Raw genomic sequence first — 17,510 nt, 5'->3', positions numbered from 1 at the left:
AGGCATTGCCTCTGCTGAACTTATAAATAGTCCCCAAGGATTAAAACTATTTTTAATCGATTCTTTTTTTTGGCACGCATCGGTATTGCCAAAAGGTTGTGAGCACGATTTAGCGAAAACTTTATCAGACTTTACCTTATTGAAATTATCCGAAATAAGCGATGGTAATGGTTCTTCTGTATTAAAAGGCTTTGGTATTTGTTCTTCTGTTTGAGGTTCTACTGGAGGAGTATTTTTAATCTTTGCATATTTAACATTAGGTTTTGCGCTAACTTCGGTTGCTTTCCACATCGTCTTATCCTTGTACTATTCCCAAATGATAAGACAAAAAGACAAGGGGCAATAATTTGCCCGAAACAGGCTCTATTTAACAATAAACATCTATCGCGCACTACAAAAGAACATTACACACAAGAACAGGGCGTTAAGCCCTGTTTTTGCATCATTCAAGCATCACTTGTGGCTAAAATACCGCATTTAATATTTGTTAAAGACGCAACAAATCACAGTAAAAGCAATTCGCCCCGACATTGCTACCAACACACTAAAACTACCCCTCTTTCACCACCCTCGCTATTGTCGCCCTGCTACAGCCTAACTTCTGCTGTATTTCTGAATAACTCCGCCCAAGTTTTAACTGATCACGTATATCTTGATGCAGTGACTCATTCACACGGCGCCCACGGTACTTACCTTCCGCTTTTGCTTTCGCAATGCCTTGTGCTTGGCGTTTATGGCGAGTTTCGTAATCATCACGGGCCATGGCTGCACCTAAATCCAACATGAACTCGGTTAAGGCCAAGGTAATGCTGTTTTGCTCACCCGCGCTGAACACTGCATGCGTCATTGGCTGATCTACCACCACTATCACCAACCCTTTTTCCATGATGCGGGCTTTTAAGGTTTTCCATTCAAGCCAAGGTAAACGAGTAAGGCGATCCATCTTTTCAATTAGCAACACATCACCGGCTTCGCTATCGTCTATTAGCTTGTTGAGTTCTGGCCGTTCTAACTTGGTGCCAGATTGGTTTTCGATGTAGTAGCCAGCAATACGACTATTAAATTTGGCGCCAAAGGCTTTGAGTTCCTCTTTTGCCCGTTGGGCATCTTGCTCGGTGGTTGAGGCGCGAAGGTAAGCACGGATCAGCATGGTTTTCCCTAAACTGGTTTAATTTAAGTTGGTTTCTAAAATCAGTTTAGTATAGATGGTTTCATAAATGAAGCGGTAAGGGTTGAGAGGCAGTGGAGAGTGGTTTCTTTAGGGTATAGTTATAATAAAAAGCCCATAACTTAGTTATGGGCTCTTCTATTACTTGTCTGTTTCTGTAGCTGATTTCTTAAAGCCAAATTCCAGTTTTAAAAACCAAGCTTTAAATGCAGCTGAAATACTAAAACTAATACTCATAACTAATACCTTACAATAAGATAAGAGAATAACTATCAGGTTTACAGGCGTTTTTATTATGTAGTTTTTAGTTTTAGATCTGTGTTTTTAGTATTAGATATATTAGTTTTAATATTAGAAATATATGTGGTTTTTTGTATTAGATACATGTGGTTTTTTGTATTAGATACATGTGGTTTTTTGTATTAGATACATGTGGTTTTAAATAAATTAAATAACCTTACCTGACACTTCACGGATAACCGCTTGATTTTTATCATAGTGGTTTATGACCTTAGGTCAAGAGAAATATTGCAATCAATAATTTTATATCGTCCCCTCACCATTTATAACGAAAAATCACTTTTCCCTACTTTTCAACTTCCTGTTTAGCGATACAATTCCTTGGTCCGACGTACAAAAACATAGAAGAACTAAAATAATGAGCACCCCTAACGCATTTCACTTTTTGCTAAAGCAAGTCCGTGAAGAGCATGGCATGACGCAAGTCGATGCCGCTAAACACTTGAAAATTGCAAGGCAAACCTACTTAGATTTAGAGTACGGAAAAACACTACCACGATTAGATACACTCATTGCAATATCGGCACTGTTTAATAAAAGTGTCGCGTATTTTACTGGCGAACGTCCCTCGTTAGACAGTTTTGATACCATGGAATTATTTGAAGAACTCCAACAACGGTATGTGAAAAAAGCCCCAAACATTGCTGACGCGATGCCTCATTAAAAACGATAAAAGCCTGCGCCAACAGGCTTTTTTATTGCTTTTGATCTTGCTTTACCGCAACGACCAGCCCACGTAGGCCGCTATAGAAATAAGAAAATAAAGCCTATAACCAAATACGGACAGGCCAAAGGATAGACACTATTTTTTAGCACCAAGCGGGCTACACTGGGTAGGCAGGGGATCTCGTTAAACAAGCCCGAATCTCACGCACTTACAATAGACCACCCGTATTTATGAAGTCATAAATACAGGGTTATATTTAAGTAATAATTTGAAGTCATCAATATAACAATTAACGAAATATCATAAAATCAGGATTATGACTTAGAGAATATCACTCTTGGATCATTCTTCGCTGCGTTTTTGAGTTATCTCTTTACCAAATAGCAAAAGGGCGTTGAAGTTACCTTCAACGCCCTTTTTTAAATTCTTTAAACACTTATTTGATTTGCGCTTTGTACATAGAAGCGAAAACTGGAGTGTATAAGCCAACAATTTTGTTAATGATACGTGACATTGTGAATTCCTTAATAAAGCAAGTTTTATATAATGTACAACCTTGCCTAAACACAGTATTTATAAGGCATTGGTCGCGTTTCGATGGGGGGCATTATAGGAGTTTAATCGGCTTTTAAAAGTGAGAAATAATGCTTCTTTGCATTAGTTTTACTAATGCAAATATTACATATCAACCCCACCAATAACCATTCATTAAATTCGAATAAATCCTCATTAATTGTTCTTTTTGTGGAAGGTGAATGTTACCAGCACCAAATTTTTATGGTGATTCTTAGTGTTAATGCTAACAACATCTCACTTACTGGAAATAAACAATAAAATGAAAAGTTAACCACTATTACGTAAACGTAATAATTAAAATGAGGTATCGCTTGCCGATATCTGCGGCTTATTTATCAGCTGCAGACAGTAACTTTCCAGTAAATGTGAGTTGTGATGCTGATTGTGTAAATACCACACCTGAGTGTGAACGCTCTGCGGTACCTTGTTTTTGGTAATGTGCGACATTTATGTTGCTAACGGCTGCTTTTTGAAATTGAACATTACCTGTAAACGCACCATCTTTAGCTGAAGCGTTATAAGACATAGCGATGATAGCGGCTGCGATAGTTGCTTTAATAACTGTTTTCATGAGTAATAAAACCTTGTGTCTTTATGTTTATAAACGCCTGTGCGTTTCGATGGGTGTATTATCAATAGTTACACCAAAAACAACAATACAGCAAAATAACAAAAGATTATTACCAACAAGTAACTATAGAAGAGGAAATCTAATCAGCCCTCCACCTTATGGCTTAACCCCACTATTCCTTGAAGCGTATAAACGATGATTAACACCTAAAAGGAATATTTCGAGTCACCGCAAGCATCAATGAAAAAATCAGTGCTCACTTATTCTTATTTTTCTTATTACGTGATCCTCTACACGAAACACTACAGCTTATTGCAGCTTAATTGCTAAGTTACGATATGTTTCAAATAGGCTGTGATAAAATAAAACGGTTATTGTAGTTTTTTGAGGTTTTATGGCGGATCAAGCCCAATTATTAACAAAGGCGCAGCGACTCTGTGAAGAGCGAGGCGTTCGACTTACGCCACAGCGCTTAAAAGTGTTGGCGTTGATTATTGAGCACCATAGCTCAATCAGCGCTTATGAGTTATTAGATCAACTCAAAATTTCAGAACCGCAAGCAAAGCCGCCAACGATTTACCGAGCTTTAGATTTTCTCTTAGCACAAGGTTTTGTTCACAAAGTGGAGTCCACAAATAGCTATATTGCTTGCTGTGTACTAGGACATGCCGATCACTGTTCGCAGTTATTGATTTGTGATGAATGTGGCAGTGTTGAAGAGTGCCATGATGATGAGTTAGCCAAACTGCTTCGTCAAAAATCAGAAAAACTTGGTTTTAAGATTAATCATCATGTTGTTGAAAGCCATGGTATTTGTGAAAAATGCCAAGGCAATAAACCTATTATTTAACCTACAACGAAAAGTCTTACAATTATGCGCGCAGAATTTATAAACCCTTTTCTTGCATCTCTGATTAATGTGCTTAACACCATGGCATCTATGCCAATGACACCACAAAAGCCAAGACTAAAGAAAGATGAAATTGCGCGTGGTGATGTATCTGGCTTAATCGGTATGATTGGCCCAAAAACCAAAGGGTCGATGTCAATCACGTTTGAGCAAGATCTGGCGCTTGAAATCATGCAACGCATGCTCGGTGAACGTCCAGCAGGCATTAATGAAGATGTTACTGATATGGTTGGTGAAATTACTAATATGGTAACAGGTGGTGCAAAACGTGCACTGGCTGAAAATGGCTATGATTTTGATATGGCAACACCTGCGGTTGTTTCTGGTAAAGGCCATACCATTACCCATAAATGTGATAATGCGATCATCTTAATGCCATTTGATTCTGACTATGGCAAAGCCTATATCGAAATTTGTTTCGATTGATATCGTCTTTTTTAATGAAAATATAGCGTCAATTACACGATAAATTCTTTACTTTACTTAACGCTATCTAATTCTTTATTAAGTCTTTTATTAATAAAACCATTCTTAAATAAAAGACTACTCTCCGCTCTTTTTTCGATCTAGACTAGTTTATGTCATACGCATCATGTTACTTATAACTGCGAGATGACTGTATATTATTTGTCTAAAAGGGAAAGACGTACATGAGTAAACTGACTGGAACCGTAAAATGGTTCAACGATGACAAAGGCTTTGGTTTCATTTCTGGAACGGATGGCAAAGATGTGTTTGTACACTTCAGTGCTATTCAAGCTCAAGGGCGCCGCACCTTACGTGAAGGCCAAAGTGTTGAGTTTATCGTTACGGATGGTCAGAAAGGCCCACAAGCTAGCGAAGTTATTGCACTGTAATAACCATCACTGAAAAGATAAAAAAACGCCGCTATTTAGCGGCGTTTTTATTATACAAACATATGGCTTAGTACATTAGCCTAAGATTATGCTCGCCATTGTTTAAATGCATTGATCAAACCATTAGTCGAACTATCGTGGCTTGATACTTGTTCTTTATTATTTAGCTCTGGCAGGATTTGGTTAGCTAGTTGTTTACCAAGCTCTACGCCCCACTGATCGAAGCTAAAGATATTCCAAATAACACCTTGAGTGAAAATCTTGTGCTCATAAAGCGCAATCAATGCACCAAGTGTATAAGGCGTAATTTCTTTCACTAAGATTGAGTTCGTTGGGCGGTTGCCTTCGAATACTTTAAATTCTGCAAGTTCATTCACTTCTTCTTGTGATTTACCCGCAGCAAAGAATTCTGCTTCAACTTTCTCACGGCTCTTACCAAATGCTAGTGCTTCAGTTTGCGCGAAGAAGTTCGCCATTAATTTTGGATGGTGATCGCCTAATGGGTTATGGCTAATCGCAGGAGCAATGAAATCACATGGGATCAATTTCGTGCCTTGGTGGATCAACTGGTAGAAAGCATGTTGACCATTGGTGCCAGGTTCACCCCAAATAATTGGACCTGTTTGGTAATCCACTGGGTTACCGCCACGATCAACGTACTTACCATTTGATTCCATGTTACCTTGCTGGAAGTACGCTGCAAAACGGTGCATGTACTGATCATAAGGAAGAATCGCTTCTGTTTCTGCACCGTGGAAGTTGTTGTACCAGATACCGATAAGCGCGAGGATAACCGGTAGCTTTTGCTCTAATGGTGCTTCTGCAAAGTGTTTGTCCATTGCATGACCGCCATCAAGTAGCGCTACAAAGTTATCAAACCCTACTGATAAGCAGATTGATAGACCGATTGCAGACCATAGTGAATAACGGCCGCCAACCCAGTCCCAGAACTCGAACATGTTGTCAGTATCAATACCAAATTCAGCAACGGCTTCACCGTTTGTTGAAAGCGCAGCAAAGTGTTTCGCTACATGTGCTTTATCTTCTGCTTTTGCTAAGAACCAGTCACGTGCAGATAGCGCATTAGTCATGGTTTCTTGAGTCGTGAAGGTTTTTGATGCGATCAAGAACAATGTTGTTTCAGGGTTAAGATCTTTTAGCGTTTCAGCAATGTGTGTGCCATCAACGTTAGAAACAAAGTGCATGTTTAGGCGCGTTTTATAAGCACCTAGCGCTTCAGACACCATGTAAGGGCCAAGATCTGAGCCACCGATACCGATGTTCACGATATCGGTAATCTCTTTACCTGTGTAACCTTTCCATTCACCGCTGATGATGCGATCAGAGAAAGACTTCATCTTCTCAAGTACAGCATTCACAGCAGGCATCACATCTTCGCCATCAACCATAATTGGTGTGTTGCTACGGTTACGTAGTGCTACGTGAAGGACTGCGCGATCTTCTGTACGGTTAATTTTCTCGCCACTGAACATATCTGCAATGGCAGCATCTAGCTCTGTCTCTTTTGCAAGAGCAAACAGCTTAGTTAGCGTTTCTTCAGTGATAAGGTTTTTAGAGTAATCAAGTAGGATATCTGAGCCAAATTGCGCAGAAAACTTAGAAAAGCGAGCGCTATCATTAGCAAATAAGTCGCTTAATTGGAAATCTTGAGCTTGTTCAAAGTGTGCGGTTAGATCTTGCCACGCTTGAGTTTGCGTTGGGTTGATGTTCTTCAACATAAAAATATCCTAATTTTGTTATGTTTACCTTTCGCGCCCATACACTGTTTGCGAAAGATCCCCGATTTTGCTCATTAGCCTATGATGGCAGGCTTATTTATAATTTTGATCACTTGTGATGATGCCGCGAAAAGAAAAAGGTCGTCATTGCGGTAAATCACGAAAACTTGGAATGCATCATACCTGTATTTCGCATCAATGTAATAATGCGAATAACTAATCAAACTAAAAGGTTAAACCTATAGGTAAATAGCCATGTGGTATCAAAAAACAATTAATCTTACTCCTCAAAAGCGCGGTTTTCACCTTATCACTGAGGAAATAGCGCAACATTTACATGAGATCCGACCTTTAAGCGTTGGATTAGTCCATTGTTTTCTTCAACACACCTCGGCAAGCTTAACCATTAATGAAAATGCCGATCCTACGGTACGTCATGATATGGAGAAACACTTTAATCATTTTGTACCAGAACGCGCGCCTTATTATCGACATACCTATGAAGGAGATGATGATATGCCGGCACATATTAAAAGTTCATTGTTAGGTAATAGTATCTCGATCCCTATTTCACAAGGACGTTTAGCATTAGGTATATGGCAAGGCATTTATTTAGGTGAGCACCGTGATCATGGCGGCTCTCGCCAAGTCGTGATCACTATTCAAGGCGAATAGTATATTGAAGAGACAAAAAAGCACTTATCCCTAACAATGATGGTTAAGTGCTTTATATTTAAGACTAGAACGGCTGGTTAACCATCACTCTAAAGGTGCTTTCTTCACTGCCCCACGCCATTTCGGTTCGGACAACAACACCTTCGACTTGAAAACGTACCGCGCCACCGGCGCTCCATTTCATGTCTGAATGCAACTCAGAGAGATTGTAACTATCCGCAACACGACCAACATCAGCAAATGCGACCCACTGCCACCAAGGCACGCTGTACCAATTAAAGACAGGCCATTCACTCAGAGGTTGCCAATCTGGCATCACGCGATATTCTGCGCTGTAGCTGATTGCAGATCGCCCAACATATCGCCCCGTTTGAAAACTCCGCAAGCGATATAAGCCCCCCAGTTTGACTCCTGCATACTCAGGTGGACGATGATAACCATGCTTTGAATCCGTTGTATTCCAACTTGGGGTATCGGCGGTATACACATTAAACGCCAAGACTTGCTGATCAAATAAGTTATCCAGCTTGCCTAAATTCAAATACCAACTTTGGTTGATTTCCCATTTCCACCAGCTTGTTTGATCTGAAGTATCAGGCGCATATGTCAGCTTAAATTGACTTTTACTGCCTTGAGTTGGATTCGCAGTATTGTTTTGGTTGTTCCATTCAAACCGCGTTTCTAGCCCCCACACACTGTCATTATGTGAAAAATCAGAAGGTGGATTCGGTGTGTTTTTAGCAAACTGACGAGATTGATAGAACGGGCGAAAATCTATTGACGATACGCCACTTTCCCATGGCGTATGACCCGTTAATTGACGGTTAGGATAAAGCGCAGATTGAATAGGATCATGCTTACCTTGACCAATAGGCAAAATATAACGCGCACTCAGTTGATACAGTGACTCTTGCGCATCGGCAATGATCCTATCATCGAGGTGGGAATCATTTTGGGTCGCTTTTCCTACATAGTAATTAAAATCTTTATAATCACCACTGTAAAGCTCTGCTCCAAATAGCCAGCGGCTGTCGGCGGATAACGCGTAATTGTAAGCCCCCAGATACGTCATCCATGTACCTTTATCTGTCACCAATCCAGCCACTAATAGTGAAGCTTGTGGTTGCCCTGCTTTTTTGACCACACCTGCGGCACCAATAGACAATCCCATGCTATCGGTAGAAAACATAAAGGGTACTGCGGCAATATCTGAATCCGTCTTTTCTACCGTTTCAGAACCCTCAATATCAAGCAATTCATTTTCAGCATAAATATCTACTGAAACCAACAAAGCCGCAGCATACGCCACGGCTTTTAATTTTATATCTTCCATTAAAGCTTTTCGTCCAATATTTAAATCATCACGTATATGCCATCGCAACCCGTGGTGTTAATTTAGTAACCAATTCATACGCAATCGTGCCAATGTGCTCTGCTACAATTTCAGCAGGTAATCCTTCGCCCCATAATGTGGCAGTATCGCCAACTTTATCTTGAGCATCGGGCCCTAAATCCACCGTTAGCATGTCCATTGATACACGCCCAGCCATCGGCACAATACGACCATTAACAAGCACTGGCGTGCCGTTAGGTGCGGTACGTGGATAACCATCACCATAACCAATCGCAATCACACCAACTTTGGTATCTCGTTCACTTGTCCAAATACCGCCATAACCGACTTGTTCACCTTTTTTAACATCACGTACAGCAATCAGGCTAGAGGTTAATGTCATCACTGGCTTTAAGTCATAAGCCGAAGCAAAACGTTCAGACTCATTAAATGGTGAAACACCATACATAATGATTCCTGGGCGAATCCATTCTAGCTGGCTATCAGGCCACGCTAAAATACCCGCAGAGGCAGCTAATGAACGTTCACCTTGATAATCTTGAGTCAAATCCAAAAAGGTATCTAACTGCTTTAATGTAATATCAGAGCTTAAATCATCTGCATTACCAAAGTGGCTAATAAAACGTAGTGGCTTTGCGACATTTTCACAGGCATGTAAACGCGCCATAAAATCCGTCAGATCTTCTGGACGTACCCCTAAGCGATGCATACCGGTATCAATTTTAACCCAGACTCGCACTGGGTTATCAAGCTCTGTTTGCTCTAATGCTTCCAATTGCTCAATCGAGTGAACCACAGTATGAATATTATTGGTCACTAATACTGGAAGATCGCTCGGTGCATAAAACCCTTCTAATAATAAAATAGGTTTCACGATCCCACCTGCACGTAAAATTAATGCTTCTTCAATACGAGCAACACCATACGCGTCAACATTTGTAAGTGTTTGAGCAACTCGAAGTAAGCCATGCCCATAAGCATTGGCTTTTACGACCGCCAAAACTTTACTATTTGGTGCATGATGACGGATTAACCCCAAATTGTGGGCTAATGCTTCAGTATCTATATGTGCGGTTGCAGCTTTCATCCAAAATCCTAAATAATATTCTTACGCTTACTCTTCATCGTAGGCGGGGCCTGCATAATTATCAAAGCGAGAGAACTGGCCTTGGAAGGTTAAACGGACGGTACCGATAGGACCATTACGTTGCTTACCTAAGATGATTTCAGCGATCCCTTTCAGGGCACTATCTTCGTGATAAACCTCATCACGATAAATAAACATAATTAAATCGGCATCCTGCTCGATCGCACCGGATTCACGTAAATCTGAGTTAACAGGGCGTTTATCGGCACGTTGCTCCAACGATCGGTTAAGCTGCGACAAGGCAACAACCGGTACGTTTAATTCTTTTGCCAGCGCTTTTAACGAGCGGGAAATTTCAGCGATCTCTAATGTACGGTTATCTTGCAAACCAGGTACACGCATTAACTGAAGGTAGTCAATCATTATAAGGCTTAAACCGCCGTTATCGCGGGCAATACGACGGGCACGTGAGCGGACTTCCGTTGGTGTTAAGCCCGAACTATCATCAATGAACATATTCTTCTTTTCCATCAGAATACCCATTGTTGATGATATACGTGCCCAGTCTTCATCATCGAGTTGACCGGTACGTATTTTAGTTTGGTCAACTCGCGAAAGTGACGCCAACATACGCATCATGATCTGTTCAGCTGGCATCTCTAACGAGAAAATAAGTACAGGTTTTTCCTGCTCCATTGCGGCGTTTTCACATAAGTTCATCGCAAAGGTAGTTTTACCCATCGATGGACGTGCCGCAACAATGATTAAATCTGAACCTTGAAGGCCTGCGGTTTTTTTATTGAGATCGGTAAAACCTGTCGATACACCTGTCACGCCATCTTGCGGCGATTGGTATAGAATCTCGATACGTTCTAAGGTCTTTTCTAAGATCGTATCAACACTTTGTGGGCCTTCTTTATCGTTGGTACGTTGCTCTGCAATCGCAAAGACTTTACTTTCAGCCATATCCAGTAAGTCTTCACTGGTGCGGCCCTGTGGATCATAACCGGCATCGGCAATTTCATTTGCCACACCAATCATGTCACGAATAAGTGCACGCTCACGGACAATATCAGCGTACGCTAAAATATTTGCCGCAGATGGTGTATTTTTTGCCAGTTCAGCTAAGTAAGCAAAACCGCCGACATCATCAAGTGTGCTTGATTGCTCAAGGTTTTCAGACAGGGTGATCAAATCTAGCGGCTGACCCGCTTCTAATAGTGCCGCTGTCGCCTGAAAAATAATCCGGTGTGGACGACTGTAGAAATCATTGGCAACGACTTTTTCAGCCACCATGTCCCACTTTTCGTTATCCAGCATCAAACCACCAAGAACAGATTGCTCAGCCTCTAAAGAGTGAGGCGGCATCTTAATGGCGTCCATTTGATTATCTTTTGGTTTTTTCGGTTTACTATTATCTGCCATAGAAATTGCGTATTAGCCAAGAACAAGAATGAAGCATAGTAGTATACCCCATACATTCGATTCTGAGCAGTCATAAACTTACGACTCGCCTCAAACCTGATGGTTATTTAATTATGCGCCTTTTTAAATTAACTAACAGTCAAGCGTAACGATTCCTAACCAAAAGCTGACAAATTTGGGTTAGAATGCGAGCGCATAATACTTATCATCAATAACACTCAATTTACAACACCTGCCGTGGGAGGACCTTTGGCAAGATACCTACTGACATTATTGCTGCTTGCCAATACTGCAGCCTATGCTGCTGACGATCAAGATATCGAAGAAGATGTCTCGCCTTCTCACTTTACCAGTGAGGTGGGGCTTGGGTTTACAGCACTTGCTGGTAATTCAGATTCACAGACGCTAAACGCTAATTATGATCTGCAATATATCAAAGGTCGTTATAAAACTAACGCAGATACTAGCCTACTAATGGCGAAGAAAAATGGCGAAGAAGATAAACGTAAGATTTCAGCCAATTTGAAATCACAAATGCTGATCCGTGACGGCTATTACTTATATGGTAGCGGCAGCTATATTGATGATCGCTATGGTCCATATTATGTTGATTCACTGGCTTCTGCTGGTATCGGTTATCGTCTCTTTAGCTATGAAACGTTTCAAACCTTGGTCGATATCGGTCCTGGTTTTCGCCACCAAGATCCTAACCTAGATGAAATTGATGGTGATATAGTCAAACCAGAAGTAGTGAATGAAGCTGTTTTACAAAGCTCATTAACCATGACATGGAAACCGCTTAAAACACTTTCCTTGGAAAATAAAACCAATATTGTGGCTGGTAAAAGTAATACTACGATCCAAAATGATTTATCACTGACCAACTCCATCACCGATAACATCGCATTGAGTATTGGCTTTAACTATACCTATTACACGTGGGTACCTAACAATATGAAAAACTTCGATTCTAGTACGATTGTTAGCCTGATTTACAGTATGAAGTAAAGCTAAGGATTGACGCTAACGTTGTTTTTTCTCATATTTCAGACATAAAAAAACCAGCCCGAAGGCTGGTTTTTTTCTATTAAAGCTAAAAGCGATTACTCTGCAGCAACAACGTTTAGTTTAACAGTTGCGAATACATCTGAATTTAGCTGAACGCTAACTTCGAATTCGCCAGTAGTACGTAGTGCACCTTCAGGTAGACGTACTTCGCTCTTAACAAGTGCAACGCCAGCAGCAGTAACTGCATCAGCGATGTCACGAGTACCGATAGAACCGAATAGTTTACCTTCGTCACCAGCTTTAGAAGCAATTACTACTGCTTCTAGTGCGTTTAGTGCTTCAGCACGAGCTTGAGCAGCAGCTTGTTGCTCAGCAACTTTAGCTTCTAGCTCTGCACGACGTGCTTCGAACATTTCAACGTTAGCTTTAGTTGCCATTACTGCCTTAGCTTGTGGGATAAGGAAGTTACGAGCGTAGCCAGCTTTAACGTTAACTTGGTCGCCAAGGCTACCTAGGTTAGCGATTTTATCAAGTAGAATAACTTGCATTATCTTGTCCTCTATAAAAGTCTAAAAACTACTACCGATTACTGATGCTTGTCAGTGTACGGTAGAAGTGCTAGGTAACGAGAACGCTTGATAGCGCGAGCTAGCTGACGCTGGTATTTAGCGCGAGTACCAGTGATACGGCTAGGTACGATTTTACCAGCTTCAGTGATGTAGTTTTTTAGAGTTGCTACGTCTTTGTAGTCAATCTCTTGTACGCCTTCTGCAGTGAAACGGCAGAATTTACGACGACGGAAGAAACGAGCCATGGGCTATCTCCTGATCTAAATTATGTCAATGTGATCGGCGTGCAATACTAATTTACCAATGCCGTTACGGCCGGTTTGATAAGAGATAAACCCTCCTACCTTAACATTGCTTCCGATAACTAAATCTTGAGTGAGTACTTGTTGACCTTTGCCACTGACTACCACGTTAATATAACAATATACTTGGCGTGGTAGGCCTGCTTCCTGTTGAATCGAACGATGCTCAAGCACAAAGTGACAATGAGGTATGCCCGCAGGAGACTGGCTTCGTTTGGGTTGTTTAGCAATAGTGCCAACTAACTCCAGACGATTGGTCATTTATACAAATTACTCAGCAGCTGCTTCGCCTTCAGATTGTGCATTTTCTGCACGATCTTCACGCTTAGTGAAACGCTCTTCTTTAGCCTTCATCATTGGAGATGGCTCAGTAACAGCGTTCTTAGTACGCATGATCATGTTACGGATCACTGCGTCGTTGAAGCGGAAGTTTGACTCAAGCTCGTCAACTACAGACTGCTCAGCTTCAACGTTCATTAGAACGTAGTGTGCTTTGTGCAGTTTGTTGATTGGGTAAGCCATTTGACGACGACCCCAATCTTCTAGACGGTGAATCTGACCACCAGAATCTTTGATAGCAGCAGTGTAACGCTCGATCATGCCAGCAACTTGCTCGCTTTGATCAGGGTGCACCATGAATACGATTTCGTAATGACGCATAGGTTGCTCCTTACGGATTATTCAGCTTCCCTTGTCGGCTCGGTTATCCTGGGGAAGCAAGGAACTAAAAAAAGAACCGAGAATTTGGACGATGGATAGTACAGAGAATGATCAATTGAAGCAAGAAAATTCTGTGCTCTACGCCAAGGTTTTTCCTGCCCACTGGCAAGTTATCTTGACTGTTTGTCTATCCCAATAAAAACACCCTTATCCAGTTAAACCGAATAAGGGTGTGGGATTACTGATACCAGGTTAAATGTGCAACTTTCTTTACTGTTGTCAGTAACATATTAGCTACGTTGACGTACCGCTTCAAACAAACAGATACCTGTTGCAACTGATACGTTTAAGCTTGATACCGAACCTGCCATTGGAATTTTGATCAAATCATCACAGGTTTCACGGGTTAAACGACGCATACCTTCGCCTTCTGCACCCATCACAATCGCTAATGGGCCAGTCAGCTTACTTTGGTAAATATCATGCGTTGCTTCACCAGCCGTACCGACAATCCATACACCTTTATCTTGCAGTGCACGCATGGTACGCGCCAAGTTAGTCACACGTACTAATGGCATGATTTCAGCCGCGCCACAGGCAACTTTACTTGCCGTTGCGTTGAGCTGTGCCGAGCGATCTTTCGGGACGATAACAGCAACCGCACCCGCAGCATCCGCATTACGTAGACATGCGCCTAAGTTATGCGGATCAGTCACACCATCTAAAATCAATAATAATGGATTTTCTTTACCCACCAATAAATCATCAAGATCGTTCTCGTTGTATTGCTTACCTGGACGAACACGAGCAACGATACCTTGGTGAGAAGCACCTTTCACTTTGTCATCAAGTGCTTTACGCCCTGCTTCTTGGATCGTAATACCCAGTGATTGCAGCTCAGTGACTAACGGCAGTAAACGATCATCTTCTCGTCCTTTCAGTACAAAGACTTCAATAAAACGAACTGGATCAGATGCCAGCACGGCTTTCACGGCATGGATGCCAAAAATCATATCATTACTCATGGTTTAACTCTTCTTTGCTGCGCGTTCGGCTTTTCCCGCACGTTGCTTTTTCTTTTTGCGAGATTTCGGTTTCTTTTTTGTCTCAGCTTTCGGTTTTTCATCCGTTGGCTTACGGCGTTTCTTTGGCTTCGGTTTGTTCTTCTCGTCCGCCAGTGGAATTGCGCCTTCTTTTAGCTTTTTACGTACCGAAGAACGTTCGCGTTTTGATTCACTGCGCTCTTCTTGTTTTGCCACGCCATCTTCTGATTTGTACACTTTCAGGCTTTGACGACGTAGACCATCGGCTTTACGTAAACGCTGTTTTTTCTCATGACTCTTAGCCGTTTTACCTGCGCCACGTTGCTTGCGCTCAGCGCCAACAATATCAAAGTCAATCTGACGATCGTTTAAGTTAATCGATGCTACTTTCACTTTCACGGTATCGCCTAAACGGTATACCACACCTGAGCTATCACCTACCAAGCGTTGACCTACTGGATCAAACTGGTAGTAGTCATTCGCTAGGTTTGAAATATGAACTAAGCCATCAATGTTCAATTCGTTTAAGCGAACAAAGAAGCCAAAACCTGTCACATTGGCAATCACACCGTCGAACTCATCGCCTAAGTGATCTTGCATGTATTCACATTTAAGCCAATCAGAGACATCACGCGTTGCGTCATCAGCACGGCGCTCAGTCATTGAACATTGCTCACCTAATGCATCAATTTCATCAAATGAGTAATGGAAACCACCCGTTGGTGTTGTGTTACCACTGTTACCTGCTTGCTTCGCAACTAAGTATTTAATCGCGCGGTGCAGCGTTAAATCAGGGTAGCGACGAATTGGCGAGGTAAAGTGCGCATATTCAGTTAATGCCAAGCCAAAGTGTCCAATATTGTCACCTTGGTATACCGCCTGCTTCATTGAGCGTAGCAGCATGGTTTGGATCAACTCGCGATCTTTTCGAGTTTGAATCGCATTTGCCAGCTCTGCATAATCTTTTGGTGTAGGCTCTAAACCACCGCCAAGATGTAAGCTTAGTTCACCTAAGAAATCACGAAAGCCCTGTAGGCGCTCTTCACCTGGGGTATCGTGAACACGGTATAATGCTGGCTCTTTTGCACTTTCAACAAAACGTGCAGAGGCAATATTGGCTAAAATCATACATTCTTCGATGATCTTATGCGCTTCATTTCGCACAGCAGGCACAATACGGTCAATCTTACGATCTGCATTGAAAATGAACTGAGTTTCAACCGTTTCAAATTCAATCGCACCACGTTCTTCACGTGCTGCTTTCAGCACTTTGAACATGCTATAAAGCTCTTCTAAATGCGGAACAAGTGGTTCATAACGCTGACGAAGTTCTTCATCGCCTTCAAGCATTTTACTTACTTTGGTGTAAGTCAAACGAGCGTGAGAATTCATGACCGCTTCGTAGTGCTTGTAACCTGTTAACTCACCGGTGTCAGAAATGGTCATTTCACACACCATACACAAGCGATCAACTTGCGGGTTTAGTGAACATAAACCATTCGAGAGTACTTCCGGCAACATTGGGATCACTTGTGCAGGGAAGTAAACCGAGTTACCACGCTTAACGGCTTCGTTATCAAGTGCTGATTTATGACGGACGTAATAACTCACATCAGCAATCGCAACCCATAAACGCCAGCCACCTGATGTAGTACGCTCACAGTGAACCGCATCATCAAAGTCACGAGCATCTTCGCCATCAATGGTGACCAGTGGTAATTGACGTAAATCCACACGGCCTTTTTTCGCTTCTTCTGGCACTTCTTCTGTCAAATGTTGAATTTCTTTATCAACTTCTGATGGCCATACGTGCGGAATATCATGGGTGCGTAACGCAATATCAATTTCCATACCCGGCGCCATATTTTCGCCCAGTACTTCTACAATACGACCAACAGCATTGTGTTGACGCGTCGCTCGTTGGTTAATTTCGACAACCACAACATTCCCCATACGTGCGCCTTGGCGAACGTCTTGTGGGATAATGATATCTTGAGCAATGCGAGAATCGTCTGGCACCACATAGCCCATGCCATCTTCAAGGAAAAAACGGCCAACAATCTGAGCTGTGCTTTCTTTTAACACACGAACAACACGTGCTTCTTTACGGCCACGCTTATCTTCACCGCCCGCTTGCGCCAAAATGTAATCACCGTGGATCACACCACGCATTTGGTGATGCGGTAATAACAAATCATTGTCTTTACCTAGCGAACCTTCAGGGCGTAAGAAACCAAAGCCGTCACGGTGACCCATAACGTAACCTTTGATCAAATCTAAACGTTCAGGCAACGCATAACATTGACGACGGGTGAAAATTAACTGGCCATCACGCTCCATCGCACGTAAACGACGGCGTAAGCCTTCATAGTGATCATCGCCTTCTAGCTTTAGCTCAGCAAATAACTGGTCACGACTCACCGGGGTACTAAAACCACGAATCACTTCAAGTAAGTGTTCACGGCTTGGGATCGGGTTTTCATAATTAGATGCTTCGCGATCGCGAAAAGGGTCGACCGGTAAATCGGTAGTACCTTTAGACATTATATTTTTCCTGTAGGCCAACCTATACCTGAGGTATATCTGGCTTTTAGGTGAT

At 41.9% G+C, this 17,510-nt stretch carries 18 protein-coding genes and 1 pseudogene; 6 read left to right on the top strand and 13 right to left on the bottom strand.

All coding sequences use genetic code 11. From position 1 onward, the window contains the following. Both C9J42_RS19995 and C9J42_RS19990 read right to left on the bottom strand, forming a co-directional pair. Positions 1–291 (bottom strand): annotated as a pseudogene (locus C9J42_RS19995) (hypothetical protein); the annotation flags it as partial. A 259-nt stretch (positions 292–550) separates the two neighbouring features. Next, the gene (locus C9J42_RS19990; protein ID WP_107260804.1) at positions 551–1,150 is read right to left on the bottom strand and encodes a recombinase family protein; all 600 of its coding nucleotides are present in this window, start codon (positions 1,148–1,150) and stop codon (positions 551–553) included. A 676-nt stretch (positions 1,151–1,826) separates the two neighbouring features. Here C9J42_RS19990 and C9J42_RS19985 point away from each other — a divergent pair. After that, positions 1,827–2,132 carry a helix-turn-helix transcriptional regulator gene (locus tag C9J42_RS19985; RefSeq protein ID WP_107247331.1) on the top strand — a complete coding sequence of 102 codons (306 nt, stop codon included), beginning with the start codon at positions 1,827–1,829 and terminating at the stop codon, positions 2,130–2,132. Between the two features lie 907 nt (positions 2,133–3,039). Here C9J42_RS19985 and C9J42_RS19980 read toward each other — a convergent pair. After that, on the bottom strand, positions 3,040–3,282 hold the full coding sequence (locus C9J42_RS19980; RefSeq protein ID WP_107208015.1) for a hypothetical protein: 243 nt from the start codon (positions 3,280–3,282) through the stop codon (positions 3,040–3,042). Between the two features lie 394 nt (positions 3,283–3,676). Between C9J42_RS19980 and zur the strand changes: the two genes are divergently transcribed. The 3 genes from zur to C9J42_RS19965 all read left to right on the top strand — a co-directional run bounded on the left by zur (position 3,677) and on the right by C9J42_RS19965 (position 5,049). Beyond that, positions 3,677–4,132, top strand: a complete 456-nt coding sequence (gene zur / locus C9J42_RS19975; RefSeq protein ID WP_005372775.1) for a zinc uptake transcriptional repressor Zur — start codon at positions 3,677–3,679, stop codon at positions 4,130–4,132. 24 nt (positions 4,133–4,156) lie between these two features. Next, positions 4,157–4,618 (top strand): chemotaxis protein CheX, encoded by a 462-nt coding sequence (locus C9J42_RS19970; protein ID WP_005372777.1) that lies wholly within the window; start codon positions 4,157–4,159, stop codon positions 4,616–4,618. A 224-nt stretch (positions 4,619–4,842) separates the two neighbouring features. Then, positions 4,843–5,049, top strand: coding sequence for a cold-shock protein (locus tag C9J42_RS19965; RefSeq protein WP_005372779.1), 207 nt, complete (start codon positions 4,843–4,845; stop codon positions 5,047–5,049). An 86-nt stretch (positions 5,050–5,135) separates the two neighbouring features. Here the strand turns inward: C9J42_RS19965 and pgi are convergent, their stop codons facing one another. Then, the gene (gene pgi / locus C9J42_RS19960; protein ID WP_107288094.1) at positions 5,136–6,788 is read right to left on the bottom strand and encodes a glucose-6-phosphate isomerase; all 1,653 of its coding nucleotides are present in this window, start codon (positions 6,786–6,788) and stop codon (positions 5,136–5,138) included. Positions 6,789–7,043: 255 nt separating this feature from the next. Between pgi and C9J42_RS19955 the strand changes: the two genes are divergently transcribed. Beyond that, entirely contained in the window at positions 7,044–7,463 is a 420-nt protein-coding gene (locus tag C9J42_RS19955; RefSeq protein ID WP_005372784.1) for a secondary thiamine-phosphate synthase enzyme YjbQ, read from the top strand. Between the two features lie 64 nt (positions 7,464–7,527). On the opposite strand, the gene C9J42_RS19950 is transcribed toward C9J42_RS19955, so the two are convergent. Genes C9J42_RS19950 through C9J42_RS19940 form a run of 3 tightly spaced genes read right to left on the bottom strand, consistent with a single transcriptional unit; the run spans position 7,528 to position 11,329 of the window. Then, on the bottom strand, positions 7,528–8,796 hold the full coding sequence (locus C9J42_RS19950) for a BamA/TamA family outer membrane protein (RefSeq protein ID WP_107288093.1): 1,269 nt from the start codon (positions 8,794–8,796) through the stop codon (positions 7,528–7,530). 28 nt (positions 8,797–8,824) lie between these two features. Continuing rightward, positions 8,825–9,904, bottom strand: a complete 1,080-nt coding sequence (gene alr / locus C9J42_RS19945) for an alanine racemase (protein WP_107208011.1) — start codon at positions 9,902–9,904, stop codon at positions 8,825–8,827. Between the two features lie 27 nt (positions 9,905–9,931). Continuing rightward, positions 9,932–11,329, bottom strand: a complete 1,398-nt coding sequence (locus C9J42_RS19940) for a replicative DNA helicase (RefSeq protein WP_005372791.1) — start codon at positions 11,327–11,329, stop codon at positions 9,932–9,934. Between the two features lie 249 nt (positions 11,330–11,578). Between C9J42_RS19940 and C9J42_RS19935 the strand changes: the two genes are divergently transcribed. Further along, complete coding sequence (locus tag C9J42_RS19935) at positions 11,579–12,337, top strand: YdiY family protein (RefSeq protein ID WP_107208010.1); 759 nt, start codon at positions 11,579–11,581, stop codon at positions 12,335–12,337. Between the two features lie 95 nt (positions 12,338–12,432). Here C9J42_RS19935 and rplI read toward each other — a convergent pair whose 3' ends face one another. The 6 genes from rplI to rnr all read right to left on the bottom strand — a co-directional run bounded on the left by rplI (position 12,433) and on the right by rnr (position 17,455). Beyond that, on the bottom strand, positions 12,433–12,885 hold the full coding sequence (gene rplI / locus C9J42_RS19930) for a 50S ribosomal protein L9 (protein ID WP_005372794.1): 453 nt from the start codon (positions 12,883–12,885) through the stop codon (positions 12,433–12,435). Between the two features lie 38 nt (positions 12,886–12,923). Continuing rightward, entirely contained in the window at positions 12,924–13,151 is a 228-nt protein-coding gene (gene rpsR, locus C9J42_RS19925) for a 30S ribosomal protein S18 (protein ID WP_002539422.1), read from the bottom strand. Between the two features lie 15 nt (positions 13,152–13,166). Then, positions 13,167–13,469, bottom strand: coding sequence for a primosomal replication protein N (gene priB / locus C9J42_RS19920; RefSeq protein ID WP_005372796.1), 303 nt, complete (start codon positions 13,467–13,469; stop codon positions 13,167–13,169). Positions 13,470–13,478: 9 nt separating this feature from the next. After that, entirely contained in the window at positions 13,479–13,868 is a 390-nt protein-coding gene (gene rpsF / locus C9J42_RS19915) for a 30S ribosomal protein S6 (RefSeq protein WP_107208009.1), read from the bottom strand. A gap of 290 nt (positions 13,869–14,158) precedes the next feature. Then, positions 14,159–14,893, bottom strand: a complete 735-nt coding sequence (rlmB, locus tag C9J42_RS19910; RefSeq protein ID WP_005372799.1) for a 23S rRNA (guanosine(2251)-2'-O)-methyltransferase RlmB — start codon at positions 14,891–14,893, stop codon at positions 14,159–14,161. A 3-nt stretch (positions 14,894–14,896) separates the two neighbouring features. Continuing rightward, positions 14,897–17,455, bottom strand: a complete 2,559-nt coding sequence (gene rnr / locus C9J42_RS19905; RefSeq protein WP_107208008.1) for a ribonuclease R — start codon at positions 17,453–17,455, stop codon at positions 14,897–14,899. Positions 17,456–17,510: the final 55 nt, after the last annotated feature.

The organism is Photobacterium sp. GB-56, assembly GCF_003026105.1.
Taxonomy (GTDB): domain Bacteria; phylum Pseudomonadota; class Gammaproteobacteria; order Enterobacterales; family Vibrionaceae; genus Photobacterium.
The sequence above is the reverse complement of the archived record's forward strand: the minus strand, read 5'-3'. Positions and strand labels throughout refer to the sequence as shown.